The organism is Bradyrhizobium sp. URHC0002 (genome assembly GCF_054059515.1).
The window spans coordinates 2,501,867-2,515,122 of record NZ_JBSSCF010000001.1; the positions used below are offsets into that span (position 1 = coordinate 2,501,867).

The window sequence follows — 13,256 nt, forward strand, 5'->3', positions numbered from 1 at the left end:
CTGCGACTGCTTGTCTGCGGCTTCGGTAATGAACATCTCCTTGGGCAAGAGGAGAGGGTTCATTGAGTAAGCATCAAAAGGAACTCGACCGGCACTTTGCCTGGTTTGAGAAGAAGCTGCCGCCGCGGCCGGCGAAGTTCGTCAGTTGGGTACGCAAGCCGTCGTCGATCTACGCCCGGATTCCGATCGCCATACTGCTGGTCGCCGGCGGCTTTCTCAGCTTCCTGCCGGTGCTCGGACTCTGGATGCTGCCGCTCGGACTCCTTTTGTTCGCGCAGGACGTGCCGCCGCTGCAGAAGCCGATGGCGCAGGGGCTCGGATGGATCGAGCGCAAATGGCTCGAGCGCCAGCGCGCAAAGCTCGAACGCGAGCGCGCAAAAAGTACGCAATGAGTGGATCAAGGCCTTCAACCGATTCCGGTTTTCGGTTGTGACCGTAATCACACGTGTGACTCAAAAACCAGCCTTGTTGGCAATTACGTGGCTTGATCGCGGCTTTCCATAAATTTTTCTTTCGCGAATCAGCCCGGTGATTCATTTTCGATTTCTGGGGTCAACTGGAGGCCAAGATATGAACGTAATTGTTTTCGCGTCGCGTAAGGGGGGCTCGGGAAAGAGTACCCTGGCTGCTCACCTCGCTGCCCATGTTCACAAGGCAACGAAGCCCATCCTTTTGGTCGATGCCGACCCGCAGGGATCGCTTACGCTCTGGCACAAATTGCGCGGCACCAACGAACCGCCGATCAAGGCCGCGGTGAATTCCGTCAGCGGCATCGTCGCTGCCGCCAAGCGCGACGGCATCGAATGGGTGTTCATCGACACGCCGCCGAATCTGTCGGCTGTCGTCGACGACGCGATCCGCAACGCCACGATGGTGATCATTCCGGCGCGGCCCGGCGTATTCGACGTCAACGCGGTGCAGGAAACGATTCAGACCTGCCGCGCGGCGCGCAAGCCCTACGCGGTCGTGGTCAACGGCGCGCCTGCCGAACGCGACGGCGCCGAGAGCCGCATCGTCACCATAGCACGTGAAGCGTTGGCGAAATTCCGCGCGCCGGTGTGGAGCGGCCAGATCACCAACCGCGCCGATTTGATCATGGCGCTGAGCCAGGGCGAAGGCGCCCGCGAATATTATGCCGAAGGCCGCGCTGCGGCGGAGATCACCAGGCTGTGGGGCGCGATCGAACGTTCGATCAAGGCGATCCGCGGAACGGCGTCCGCATCGGGTGCCATGCACAAGCAGGCGGCGTAACAACGCCGCTTTCTTTTCTGGATTGATTATTATGGACTGACAAAGACGCGCGGCGCTCCGCGCGTTTTTCTTTTTGGGTGCGTTGGCAACGCACTATCATCGTCATGCGACCCGTTGGCTCGCAATGACGATGGTGAGAGTGCGGCTTACGCCACCATCAGCACGTAGAACACGACGACCGGCGACAGCGTCAGGATCACCGACCAGATGCCGACGGCCCACAGAATGTCCTCGGTGGAAAAGCCCTGTTGAGTGATCGTATTGTTGTTTTCGAAGTGCACCACGCGCCCCCGCGTTTTCGTTGTTGTGGGGCTATTGATACGCGACCAGCTTTAAAAAGCCGGTGGCGATTTCCCTTGCATTTGACCGCGCGCGCTACCGCCGATTAACCACCGCGATATCCTGGTTAATGGCGGGTAAGTTCGAAGCCGCAACTTCGAGCGAAGGCCCGCCCAAGACATTAAAATTTTATCTGTAGATATTTCTCCTCAAGAAAACATCACCGGGGGGAATGACAATGTTCACGCACGACAAATATCCGATTGGCGAACTCGCGCAGCGAGCGCATGACGTTCTCTTGGTGTCGTCGTTCGCCATCTGGGCGATGGTGCTCGGCTTCGCGCCGGTGCTGACCTATCGCCTGCTGGTCAGCTAAAGCGCATTGCTTCCGCTCGCCATCCAAGGCGAGCGGTGGCCGGCCATCTCTCCTGGCGCGTCATTCAGGCCCGGCGCAATAGCGGTGGCCTGCGCCGCTCGATTTCCTCGTCCAGCAACGCGGCGAGCTCCGCGCTCACCTCCACCATCGGCAGGCGCACTTGCGCGCTGTCGATCAGCCCGCCGCGCTTAAGCCAATACTTCGCGGGCGCCGGGCTCGGCTCGGCGAACAGCAGCCGCGTCAGCGCGGAAATTCCCTTCCAGCACGCCCGCGCGCTGTCGCGATCGCCCTGCTTCATGAGTGTCTGCACCGAGGCGAACGCTTCGGTCTCCAGATGCGCCGACAGCAGGATCGCCCCGTCGGCGCCGTCGGCGAGCGCTTCGTGATACAGTGCATCTTCGCCGGTCAGCACGCGGAAGCCGGGTGGGCGTCTGCCCAGCAAGTCGATCGACTGCGCGCGGTCGGCGCCGCAATCCTTCATGCCGACGATGTTCGGATGCAAGGCGAGCTCAAGCAGCGTCTCGTTGGTGAGGCTGACGCCGGTCCGGTAGGGGATGTTGTAGAGCACGATCGGCCACGAGGCGTGATCGGCGAGCGTGGTGAAATGCTGCAGCAGGCCGCGCTGCGAGGGGCGGATGTAATAGGGGCTCGCGATCAGATAGCCGTCGATCGGCCAGGCCGCTGTCTCATCCAGCGCATCCAGGAGCTTCGCGGTAGAGGCGCCGGACAGGCCCAGCAGGATCGGCAGGCGGCGACCGCTGCCGGAGAGCTCGCTGCGCGTCACGGTGACCAGCCGCTCGAGTTCGTCCGCGCGGAGCGACATGCCTTCGCCGGACGTCGCCGCGAGAATGAAGCCGTCGACCGGTCCGGCCGCATAGTGCCTGACCAGCCGGCGCAGCGACGCCTCGTCGAGTTCGCCGTCGCGAAACGGCGTGATGAGCGGTAGCCACAGGCCCTGCAAGCGGCTTGTCAGATCGTCAGTCGTAGGGGCAGTCATCGTTCCATCTCCTCGTGGGGTGAGCCGGAGACGGGACCAATAAAAAAACCCCGTCCAGACGGCGGGGCTTTCGGGATCGCGGGTTGCGGCAGACTAGCGCGCGCGTCGATCTCGGGTCCCCAGGCGGAGACCTTTTTTCGACGACAAAGCTGCGCACGAACGCGTGATCATTCGCGGATGATGGTGGCAGGGGACCTTAATGTCAATCCGCGCAGCAACATCGCTTGTCGATGAAAGACTTGCGGGCGAAAAAAAGCCGGGCCCAAGAGAGCCCGGCTTGAGGTATTGGCCACGTGAGGCCGACACAATCACCTTCCAAGAGGGATTACTGAACTGCCGCGCCACTGGAGGAGGGGGACATATGCGCGACACGACCGCTCAGCGTTCGAGTACTATGATCCTCATCAGTGCTGTGCGGCAACCGTCCGAGCCGCATGTCTGACATGCGGAGAGCGGGCCCTCTATAAAATAGGCTAATCCGCAAAGCGGGATGAAACGTCACCCATGGCGTTTTCGCGCGAAGTGGGTTCCGGTTCGCATGGCGATCACGTTACGCTGATTGCCTAGACTTATCTGCGGTAGAAAACGCATCAAAACAAGAAACTAGAGCTTCGGTTCTGATGCAATCCGAACCGAAGATCTAGGAGGGCCAGCGCTGCGCCTTGCTCACCACGAAATCGCGGAACACCTGCACCCGCGCCACCGTCTTCAACTCTTCGGGATAGACGAAGTAGGTGTCGACCACGATCGAGTCGGTTTCGCCGAACAGCTGCACCAGGCGGTTGTTTTCCTCGACCAGATAGTCCGGCAACGCGGCGATGCCGAGCCCCTGCTGGCAGGCGCGGACCAGTCCTAAGATATTGTTGACCTTAAAGTAAGCTTCGCGCGGGCCCGAGCCGTTGCGGCCGGCGTCGATCAGCCAGCTGCGGTTCTGCAGATGCGGTGGAACCTGCGCATCCCCCAGCATGATGATGCGGTGCGAATCGAGGTCATCGAGCGTCCGCGGCGTACCGAAGCGCTTGATGTATTCGGGCGAGCAATAGGCATGGAAGCCGATCGAGAACAGTTTTCGCTGGATCAGGTCCGGCTGGGTCGGCTTGCGGGTCCGGATCGCCACGTCAGCCTCGCGCATCGACAGGTCGAGATCCTCGTCGGTGACGATCAGCGAGATCCGGATGTCAGGATAGAGCGCGGTGAACTCGTCGAGCCGCGGGATCAGCCAGTTGATGCCGAGCGCCGGCGGCGTGGTGATCTTGAGGTCGCCGCTCGGCCGCTCGCGGCTGTCGGTCAGCTTGGCGCGCGCCGCCTGCAGCTGCATGAACACGTCATGCGCGGTGCGAAACAGCAGATCGCCCTGTTCGGTGAGGATCAGCCCGCGCGCGTGGCGGTGGAACAGCGACACCGCGAGCTCCTGCTCCAGCGCGCTGACCTGCCGCGACACCGCCGATTGCGAAAGCCCGAGCTGCTCGCCGGCATGGGTGAAGCTTCCCGCTTCAGCCGCTGCGTGAAACACCTTCAGCTTGTCCCAATCCATGTCCTTTGATCCGTCCCGTGTTCTAGGCATGATTATTCCGCCGCCGCGCGATCGCTCGCGCGCAAAGCCAGGAAACGTTCGGCCTCGAGGGCCGCCATACAGCCGAGGCCTGCAGCTGTGACCGCCTGCCGGTAGGTTTCGTCCGCCACGTCGCCGGCGGCGAACAGGCCGGGGATAGACGTGGCGGTCGAGTTCGGCGCCACCTCGACATAGCCCGAGGATTTCAGCTTGATCTGGCCGGCGACGAGGTCGGTGGCCGGCGCGTGGCCGATGGCGATGAAGACGCCGTCGGCCGGCACTTCCGTGAGCGTGCCGCTCTTGACGTTTTTCAGGCGCACATGGGTGACCTTGCCTGGATTGTCGGTGCCGCAGATCTCGTCGATGGCGCTATCCCAGATCACCTTGATCTTGGGGTTCTTGAACAGGCGATCCTGCAGGATGCGCTCGGCGCGGAAATGATCGCGGCGATGAACGATCGTCACCTGCGAGGCGAAATTGGTTAGGAACAGCGCCTCCTCGACCGCGGTGTTGCCGCCGCCGACGACCATGACTTCCTTGCCGCGGTAGAAGAAGCCGTCGCAGGTCGCGCAGGCCGAGACGCCAAAGCCCTTGAACTTTTCTTCGGAAGCGATGCCGAGCCAGCGCGCCTGCGCGCCGGTGGCGAGGATCACGGTTTCCGCCAGATAAACGTCGCCGCTATCGCAGGTCAGCCGGAACGGCCGCTGCGCCAGTTCGAGCTTGTTGACGAAATCGGTGACGATCTTGGTGCCGACATGCGCCGCCTGCTTCTCCATCTGCTCCATCAGCCACGGGCCCTGGATGACGTCGGCGAAGCCGGGATAATTTTCGACGTCGGTGGTGATGGTGAGTTGTCCGCCAGGCTGGATGCCCTGGATCAGCACCGGTTCCAGCATCGCGCGCGCCGCGTAGATCGCCGCGGTGTAACCGGCGGGGCCGGAACCGATAATGACGACCTTGGCATGGATAGGCGCGGGCATCGGCGATTCCCTCTCTTATTCGGGGGTTTTTGTTGACTGAGCAGAAAGCGCCCGGAAGGACGTCGCGGGGCGCCGAAAGTGTCAAATCCAAGTCTAGGATATCTGGGTAGCTATGCAAGAATTGCAATTCATCCCAGCGAATTTTCCCCGGAACTGAATTCACATTCGCGAAATGTGGCGCTGCACGCGCAATAAAATTGCGCAAGTCGCGCGGCGTGCGCTAAGAGAGTTGCCAGTAAGGCCTGCCCGGCGCAGCCAAATTAGGGAACCCGACGCGCGTGTCGAAGAATCTTGACGAAATCGACCTCAGAATCCTCTCCGAAATCCAGGCCGACGGCCGAATCACCAACGTGGAACTGGCCAAACGCGTCGGCATTTCGCCGCCGCCCTGCCTGCGCCGGGTCCGCACGCTGGAGGAAGAGGGCTATATCCAGGGCTATCGGGGCCTGTTGGATCCGCGCCGGCTCGGCTTCGACGTCACGGTGTTTGCGTCCGTTCATCTCTCCAGCCAGGCGGATGCGGATTTGCGCGCGTTCGAGGATTTCGTCCGCGCCGAGCCGCTGGTGCGGGAATGCTGGATGCTGTCGGGCGAGGTGGACTTCATCCTCAAATGCGTCGCGCCCGACATGGCGACGTTTCAGGATTTCGTGACGCACCTGACGGCAGCCCCTCACGTGCGCAACGTCAGGACGTCGCTGGTGCTGCACAATTCGAAATATGAAGCGGCGGTGCCGCTCGATGTGAAGGTGGCGGGTTAAACCCTCTCGCCGTCATTGCGAGGAGCGTAGCGACGAAGCAATCCGCAGAGAGGTGGATTGCTTCGCTTCGCTCGCAATGACGAACTAGATTTCAGTTACTTCTTGCGCATCTCGTCGACGCTGTACGGCCCGCCGCCCGCGGTCGCCAGATAGAGACAGGCGAAGCAGAACAGGATCGCGGCGGTACCGCCATTGAGCAGCGGCAGGAACACCGGATCTTCGGGCTTCTTGAACATGTGTCCGAGGAAATAGGCGAAGGCCATTTCACCGGACAGGATGAACGCAGCGATCCGCGTGAACAGGCCGATCATCAACAGCGCGCCAAGCACCAGTTCGATCGCGCCGGCTGTCGTGATCAGCGGCGGGATGTTGGCGAAATAGGGCAGTACCGGAAACTTGAAGATCTTGGCGATGCCGTACTGAAGCAGCAGAAGCCCGGTGATAAAGCGAAACAGGCTCAGCGCAGTCGGCTGCCATTTCGCGAGCATCTTGTCGAATTGGTCCATATCGTCGTCCCCCTTGTTTGGCACACTAGAAGCTTAGCGTCGCAACATTACACGGTGTTGGCCGATCCCGTGTGATGCCGGAACAACACCCCTGAAATTGAATCATTCCCCTCGCACGTCATCGCTTCGCGATTGCAGCGCAACAAGACGCAGCACCGGAGCCTGCCGCTCACCGCGCGCGCCTCGCGGCGAAAACGGCAAGACCTGCAGCGTCGGCGCCGCGGCCATTTAGTTATGATTTATAAGCATTGTCCGGAATCGGATTATTATGGAATCTGCCGCATCGCCACTCACAATCCTGTCAGCGCGGCGGCAATAAAAAAGCCGCGTCGAAACGCGGCTTTGTCGCAACAGTAACTTGCGGGTGACTATCGCCACTCGACCTTGGTGATCTCATAGGCCTTGGCGCCGCCCGGCGCCACGACCTCCACCGTCGAGCCTTTCTTCTTGCCGATCAGGGCGCGGGCCAGTGGCGAGGTGATCGAGATACGGCCCTTCTTGGCGTCGGCTTCCGGTTCGCCGACGATCTGCCACACCGTCTTCTTTTCGGTGTCTTCGTCGACCAGCGTGACGGTGGCGCCGAATTTGACGGTGTCGCCCGAGAGCTTCGAGATGTCGATAATGTCGGCGCGCGCGAGCTTGTCTTCGAGCTCGGCGATGCGGCCTTCATTGTGCGACTGCTCTTCCTTCGCGGCGTGATATTCCGCGTTTTCCGAAAGGTCCCCATGCGAGCGCGCCTCGGCGATATGCTCGATGATGCGCGGGCGGTCTTCCGACTGGCGCTTCTTCAACTCGACCTCGAGGGCGGCATAGCCGCCAGCGGTCATCGGTACCTTTTCCATCATCTCTTCCGTCCTTCCGTCGTGCGAGCCGCCCGGGGCGTTGCGCGCACGAGGCACTTTTTAGATTTCGATTCGGGCTTTCGTGGCCCAACACGGGCCCGCCAGCCTATTAATTCTCGGCCCGTTCAAAGGCCTACTCAACATCCAAACGAGCGGTGAGTTCCAGCCATACGGCTTTATTGCCAATCGTTTAGCGGGCATTTCAGCCCGACTAACGATCAGTTTTCGGAAAAGTAACTCTGCAGGGTACGGACCTCAAGGTCCCCGCCCAGATAGGCGCGGATGCCCTGAGCGGCGGCCACAGCACCCGAAAGAGTGGTGTAATACGGCACTTTATGCAAGAGGGCAGCCCGCCGCAACGAACGGCTGTCGGCCAGCGCCTGCGGCCCTTCGGTGGTATTGAAAACGAGCTGGATGTCGCCATTGGTGATGGCGTCGACGATATGCGGCCGGCCTTCCAGCACCTTGTTAACCTTCTCGGTCGGAATGCCGTTATCGGCGAGGAAGCGCTGGGTGCCCGAGGTGCCCATTACCCTGAAGCCGAGCGAGTACAGCAGCCGCACCGCTTCGGCGATGCGGTGCTTGTCGCTCTCGCGCACCGAGACGAACACGGTGCCCTTGCGCGGCACGCGGGTGCCGCCGCCGAGCTGGCTTTTTGCGAACGCCACCTCGAAGGAGCGGTCGATGCCCATGACCTCGCCGGTCGATCGCATCTCCGGACCGAGCACGGTGTCGACGCCGGGGAAACGCGCGAAGGGGAAGACAGACTCCTTCACGCCGACATGGCCGAGCTGCTTCTTCTTCAGCTTGAAATCCGCAAGCTTCTCGCCGGCCATGATCCGGGCGGCGATTTTCGCCACCGGCGTGCCGACCACCTTGGCGACGAACGGCACGGTACGCGACGCCCGCGGATTGACCTCGAGCACGTGGATCTCGCTGTCCTTGATGGCATATTGCACGTTCATCAGGCCGACGACGTCGAGGCCGAGCGCGAGCTCGCGGGTTTGCCGCTCGAGCTCCTCGATCATCTTCGCATCCAGCGAATGCGGCGGCAGCGAGCAGGCAGAATCGCCGGAATGAATGCCGGCTTCCTCGATATGCTCCATGATGCCGACGATGAAGGTGTCCTTGCCGTCGCACAGGCAGTCGACGTCGATCTCGGTGGCGTCGGACAGATAACGGTCGAACAGCAGCGGATTGGTGCCGAGCACGGTATTGATCTGGCCGGTCTTGTCGTTCGGGTAGCGCGCCTTGACGTCGCCGGGCACCAGTTCGGGCAGCGTGCCGAGCAGATAATCGTTGAGCTGGTTCTCTTCGCGGATGATCTGCATCGCGCGGCCGCCCAGCACATAGGACGGGCGCACCACCAGCGGCAGGCCGAGATCGGCCGCCACCAGCCGCGCCTGCTCGACCGAATAGGCGATGCCGTTCTTTGGCTGCTTCAGCCGCAGCTTGTCGAGCACGCGCTTGAAGCGGTCGCGGTCCTCGGCGAGGTCGATGGCGTCGGGCGAGGTGCCGAGGATCGGCACATCGGCGGCTTCCAGCGCGCGCGCCAGCTTTAGCGGGGTCTGGCCGCCGAACTGCACGATCACGCCGTGCAGCGTGCCGTTCTTCCGTTCGGTGGCGATGATTTCCAGCACGTCCTCGGCGGTGAGCGGCTCAAAATAGAGGCGGTCGGCGGTGTCGTAGTCGGTCGACACCGTTTCCGGGTTGCAGTTGACCATGATGGATTCGTAGCCGGCGTCATGCAGCGCGAAGCAGGCGTGACAGCAGCAATAATCGAACTCGATGCCCTGGCCGATGCGGTTCGGCCCGCCGCCGAGGATGATGACCTTCTTCTTGTCCGATGGCGTGCTCTCGTCCGCCGGCGCGCCCGCGAACGGCGCTTCATAGGTCGAATACATATAGGCTGTCGGAGAGGCGAATTCGGCCGCACAGGTGTCGATACGCTTGTAAACCGGGCGAACGTCGAGCGCGTGGCGCTTCGCCGTCACAGCGGCCTCCGTCGTCTCCGCGAGCACGGCAAGCCGCGCGTCGGAGAAACCCATCGTCTTGAGCGAGCGCATGCCGAAGGCGTTGCCCGGCAAGCCGTTCTTGCGGACCTTCTCTTCCATGTCGACGATGCCGCGCATCTCGCTGAGGAACCACGGATCGATCTTGCAGGAGTTGAAGATCTCTTCGTTCGACCAGCCGAGCCGCATCGCCTGCGCCACCTGCAGGAGACGGTCCGGGGTCGGCGTGCCAAGCGCTGCGCGGATCGCGTTCTTGTCGTCGTCGCGGCCGAGCCCCTCGATCTCGATCTCGTCGAGGCCGGTGAGACCGGTCTCGAGCCCGCGCAGCGCCTTCTGCAGGCTCTCCTGGAAGGTGCGGCCGATCGCCATGACTTCGCCGACCGACTTCATCGACGTCGTCAGCGTGGTGGAGGCGCCGGGAAATTTCTCGAACGCGAAGCGGGGAACCTTGGTGACGACGTAATCGATCGTCGGCTCGAACGAGGCGGGCGTCGCGCCGCCGGTGATGTCGTTGGCGATTTCATCGAGCGTGTAGCCGACCGCGAGCTTGGCGGCGACCTTTGCGATCGGAAAGCCGGTGGCTTTCGAGGCCAGCGCCGAGGAGCGCGACACCCGCGGGTTCATCTCGATCACCACCATGCGGCCGTCGTCGGGGTTGACGCCGAACTGCACGTTGGACCCGCCGGTTTCCACGCCGATCTCCCGCAACACCGCCAGCGAGGCGTCGCGCATGATCTGGTATTCCTTGTCGGTCAGCGTCAGCGCCGGCGCCACCGTGATGGAATCGCCGGTGTGCACGCCCATCGGATCGAGGTTCTCGATCGAGCAGACGATGATGCAATTGTCCTTCTTGTCGCGCACCACCTCCATCTCGAACTCTTTCCAGCCGAGCACGGATTCTTCGATCAGCACTTCGTTGGTCGGGGAGGCGTCGAGGCCGCGTTCGATGATGTCGAGGAATTCTTCCTTGTTGTAGGCGATGCCACCGCCGGTGCCGCCCATCGTGAAGGAGGGGCGGATGATCGCGGGCAGCCCGATTTCGGACAGCGCCATCAGCGCCTGGCCGAGCGCATGCTCCTGGTAGCGCTTGCGGCGCTCGCTCTCACCCAGCGTCCATTGCCGTTCGAGCTCTTCGAGCGCGGCACCGGACAGCTTCTCGCGTTCGGCGTGATATTTGTCGCGATAGGATTTCTTCAGGGCGGAGGCGTTGGCGAGCCGCGACTTCGGTGTCTCAAGCCCGATCTTGGTCATGGCCTCGCGGAAGAGCTGGCGATCCTCGGCCTTGTCGATCGCGTCGGCGGTGGCGCCGATCATCTCGACATCGAATTTGTCGAGCGTGCCCTGGCGGCGCAGCGACAGCGCGCAGTTCAGCGCGGTCTGGCCGCCCATGGTCGGCAGCAGCGCAAAGCCGCCCGGGATGACGTGGCGTTCCTTCTCGATGATCTTGGCGACGATTTCGGGGGTGATCGGCTCGATATAGGTGGCATCGGCCAATTCCGGATCGGTCATGATGGTGGCCGGATTGGAATTGACGAGGACGATGCGGTAGCCCTCTTCCTTCAGCGTCTTCACCGCCTGGGTGCCCGAATAGTCGAATTCGCAGGCCTGGCCGATCACGATGGGACCGGCGCCGATGATCAGGATGGTGGAGATATCTGTTCTTTTGGGCATCAGCTCTCAGACTGGATTTTGGGCACAAAAAAAGGGCGCGCATACCGCGCGTCCCCTAAGCCAAGAGCGCGGGTCACCCTCGCGCGCGGGTGGTCTTTAGACCAGATTCCGCACCCGCGAAACCCCCAAAACCCCCCATCAACCGGCAATTTTACCCAATTTGTGAGCTTCCTGGCGGGCCCCTGACAGGATCAAGACGAGCGCCACGGCCACGGCGCATCCCCCAACCCAGCCGAGGTCGCTTGGCGTGAGCGCCGCTAGCACAACTCCCCCCAAGGCGCCGCCGGCAGCAAAGCCGAAATACATGGCCGACATGTTCAGCGACAGCGCAATTGTCGAAGCGCCGGTTTCAATGGTGAGCAGATTTGCGACCTGGGCTGGATAGAACGACCATCCGGCGAACCCCCAACAGAACAGCAGGCCAACGAAGGCGCTCCGCGCATATTCGGGTGGGACGAATTTCAGTGCGACCGATTGCAGCGTGAGCACGATCATCAAGGCGACAAGGCTCAGCGTCGCGGTCGGGACCGCGCCGAGCCGGTCTGCCAGTGCGCCGCCCAAGAGGTTGCCGATCGCCGCTGCCGAACCGAAGATCAGCAGTCCGAAACTGATTTCAGCGGAGCTAAATCCAAGCGTGCGGAGCGGCGCCGATAGATAGGTGAACACAGTGAAGCCCGAGATCGCCCAAAATACGGTGATGGCAAGTGCATGCAGCACGGCGCCCCGTTTCGCGACCGCCAGCCGCTCGCCCAGCGTGGCGGTGGTGCGCGGCAGGCCGCGTGGCAATCCGAACGAGAGGCCGGCCAGTGCGATTGCACCGAGCAGGGCCACGAGAATGAAGGCTGACCGCCAACCAAACGCATTGCCGATCAGCGTGCCGATCGGCGCGCCGAGGACGGTCGCGACCGTGGTACCGGAGGAGACCAGCGCGATGGCGCGGCCGCGGCGCCCGGGAGATGCAATAGCAACGGCGATGGCGAGGCCGGTGGGCGCGCACAGGCCCGCACCGAGGGCCATGAATATGCGGGATATCAGCAGTGCCGGAAACGACGTGGCTGCGACCGCCAGCAGATTGCCGGCGATGAAGCAGCTGAGCGCAAGCATGAGAACGGTCTTGCGATCAAAATTATTGAACGTCACCGCCAGGATCGGCGAGCCGACCGCGTAGGCAATGGCATAGGTGGTAACCAGCTGTCCCGTTGCCGCCAGGGAAATCTGCAGGTCAGCCGCGATCACGGGAAGAAGCCCCACAATCACAAAGGCTTCGGTGCCGAACGCAAACGCCGCAAGCGCAATCCAGAAAATACTCATCGCGACACCTATGTTCAATAGTTATTGAACTATGGATCAGCCAATGTGCGCTTGTCAAATGGTTCAATTATTATTGAACATTAGGCCCGTTGCTGCTAGCCTCGGGCACATGAGCCGTTCCCCATTGCATCCGACGCGCGAGCAGATCGAACTGCCGATGGTGCTGGATTGCCTGAGCGATCCGACGCGGCTTGGGATCATTTGCGGACTGGAAAAATACGATCGCGCCGGCGTCGAACTGCGCTGTGGCGATTTCAACGCGTTCGGCGCCAAGTCGAATCTGGCTTATCATTTTGCGCGGCTGCGCGAGGCCGGCCTGGTCCAGGTTCGGCAGGTCGGTACGGCACGCTACGTGAAATTGCGCCGCAAGGATCTTGATGCGCGCTTTCCGGGCCTGATGGATGCGGTCATCAAATCCGCTTCCCGTGATGCAGGCCGGCTGCAGCTTCCCGAGTGCGAAGTGGTTCGGGCCGGTTGATTAGAGCCCGCCTTCGAGCTACGGCGCGGCTGCGCCAGGCGGAGCCCGTATTGCCGAGGCCCGGCTTCGCCCTTTGGGCTACGCCGAGGCAGCCTTCGCTACGATAGGGCTTGCCGAGCCGAAGCTGCGTCAGCAGCGAAGGCTGGAGGCCCGGCCTGGATTTGAACCAGGATAAGGAGCATTGCACTGCTCCCGCGTCGTCGCTTCCGCCACCGGGCCGAGGCAATCATTGCTTATCACGGC

13 protein-coding genes and 1 tRNA gene are annotated in these 13,256 nt (G+C 62.2%); 5 read left to right on the forward strand and 9 right to left on the reverse strand.

Going from position 1 to position 13,256, the window contains the following annotated elements:
- The first annotated feature begins 62 nt into the window (after nucleotides 1–62).
- Together ACVWVY_RS11985 and ACVWVY_RS11990 are read left to right on the forward strand one after the other, a co-directional pair.
- A complete protein-coding gene (locus ACVWVY_RS11985) occupies nucleotides 63–392 on the forward strand; it encodes a hypothetical protein (RefSeq protein ID WP_456626562.1) in 330 nt (109 codons plus the stop codon).
- Nucleotides 393–570: 178 nt separating this feature from the next.
- Nucleotides 571–1,251: an AAA family ATPase gene (locus tag ACVWVY_RS11990; protein ID WP_456626563.1), complete on the forward strand. Its 681-nt coding sequence runs from the start codon at nucleotides 571–573 to the stop codon at nucleotides 1,249–1,251.
- 146 nt (nucleotides 1,252–1,397) lie between these two features.
- Here the strand turns inward: ACVWVY_RS11990 and ACVWVY_RS11995 are convergent, their stop codons facing one another.
- Entirely contained in the window at nucleotides 1,398–1,532 is a 135-nt protein-coding gene (locus ACVWVY_RS11995) for a hypothetical protein (RefSeq protein WP_456632488.1), read from the reverse strand.
- A gap of 236 nt (nucleotides 1,533–1,768) precedes the next feature.
- Here ACVWVY_RS11995 and ACVWVY_RS12000 point away from each other — a divergent pair, with 236 nt between their 5' ends.
- A complete protein-coding gene (locus ACVWVY_RS12000; RefSeq protein WP_456626564.1) occupies nucleotides 1,769–1,906 on the forward strand; it encodes a hypothetical protein in 138 nt (45 codons plus the stop codon).
- 64 nt (nucleotides 1,907–1,970) lie between these two features.
- Here ACVWVY_RS12000 and dapA read toward each other — a convergent pair whose 3' ends face one another.
- The 3 genes from dapA to trxB form a co-directional block, all read right to left on the reverse strand.
- Complete coding sequence (dapA, locus tag ACVWVY_RS12005; RefSeq protein ID WP_456626565.1) at nucleotides 1,971–2,903, reverse strand: 4-hydroxy-tetrahydrodipicolinate synthase; 933 nt, start codon at nucleotides 2,901–2,903, stop codon at nucleotides 1,971–1,973.
- Nucleotides 2,904–3,543: 640 nt separating this feature from the next.
- Nucleotides 3,544–4,467, reverse strand: coding sequence for a LysR family transcriptional regulator (locus ACVWVY_RS12010; protein ID WP_456626566.1), 924 nt, complete (start codon nucleotides 4,465–4,467; stop codon nucleotides 3,544–3,546).
- Nucleotides 4,468–4,469: 2 nt separating this feature from the next.
- Nucleotides 4,470–5,435 carry a thioredoxin-disulfide reductase gene (trxB, locus tag ACVWVY_RS12015; protein WP_456626567.1) on the reverse strand — a complete coding sequence of 322 codons (966 nt, stop codon included), beginning with the start codon at nucleotides 5,433–5,435 and terminating at the stop codon, nucleotides 4,470–4,472.
- Nucleotides 5,436–5,713: 278 nt separating this feature from the next.
- Between trxB and ACVWVY_RS12020 the strand changes: the two genes are divergently transcribed.
- A complete protein-coding gene (locus tag ACVWVY_RS12020) occupies nucleotides 5,714–6,193 on the forward strand; it encodes an Lrp/AsnC family transcriptional regulator (RefSeq protein ID WP_456626568.1) in 480 nt (159 codons plus the stop codon).
- Nucleotides 6,194–6,288: 95 nt separating this feature from the next.
- Here the strand turns inward: ACVWVY_RS12020 and ACVWVY_RS12025 are convergent, their stop codons facing one another.
- The 4 genes from ACVWVY_RS12025 to ACVWVY_RS12040 form a co-directional block, all read right to left on the reverse strand.
- Nucleotides 6,289–6,699 carry a DoxX family protein gene (locus ACVWVY_RS12025; protein WP_456626569.1) on the reverse strand — a complete coding sequence of 137 codons (411 nt, stop codon included), beginning with the start codon at nucleotides 6,697–6,699 and terminating at the stop codon, nucleotides 6,289–6,291.
- 368 nt (nucleotides 6,700–7,067) lie between these two features.
- Nucleotides 7,068–7,541, reverse strand: coding sequence for a transcription elongation factor GreA (greA, locus tag ACVWVY_RS12030; RefSeq protein WP_456626570.1), 474 nt, complete (start codon nucleotides 7,539–7,541; stop codon nucleotides 7,068–7,070).
- Nucleotides 7,542–7,759: 218 nt separating this feature from the next.
- Nucleotides 7,760–11,224, reverse strand: a complete 3,465-nt coding sequence (gene carB, locus ACVWVY_RS12035) for a carbamoyl-phosphate synthase large subunit (RefSeq protein WP_456626571.1) — start codon at nucleotides 11,222–11,224, stop codon at nucleotides 7,760–7,762.
- A gap of 138 nt (nucleotides 11,225–11,362) precedes the next feature.
- Nucleotides 11,363–12,535 carry an MFS transporter gene (locus ACVWVY_RS12040; RefSeq protein ID WP_456626572.1) on the reverse strand — a complete coding sequence of 391 codons (1,173 nt, stop codon included), beginning with the start codon at nucleotides 12,533–12,535 and terminating at the stop codon, nucleotides 11,363–11,365.
- Between the two features lie 109 nt (nucleotides 12,536–12,644).
- Here ACVWVY_RS12040 and ACVWVY_RS12045 point away from each other — a divergent pair, with 109 nt between their 5' ends.
- Nucleotides 12,645–13,013, forward strand: a complete 369-nt coding sequence (locus tag ACVWVY_RS12045; RefSeq protein WP_456632178.1) for an ArsR/SmtB family transcription factor — start codon at nucleotides 12,645–12,647, stop codon at nucleotides 13,011–13,013.
- Between the two features lie 143 nt (nucleotides 13,014–13,156).
- On the opposite strand, the gene ACVWVY_RS12050 is transcribed toward ACVWVY_RS12045, so the two are convergent.
- Nucleotides 13,157–13,232: transfer RNA gene (locus tag ACVWVY_RS12050), tRNA-OTHER, on the reverse strand.
- Nucleotides 13,233–13,256: the final 24 nt, after the last annotated feature.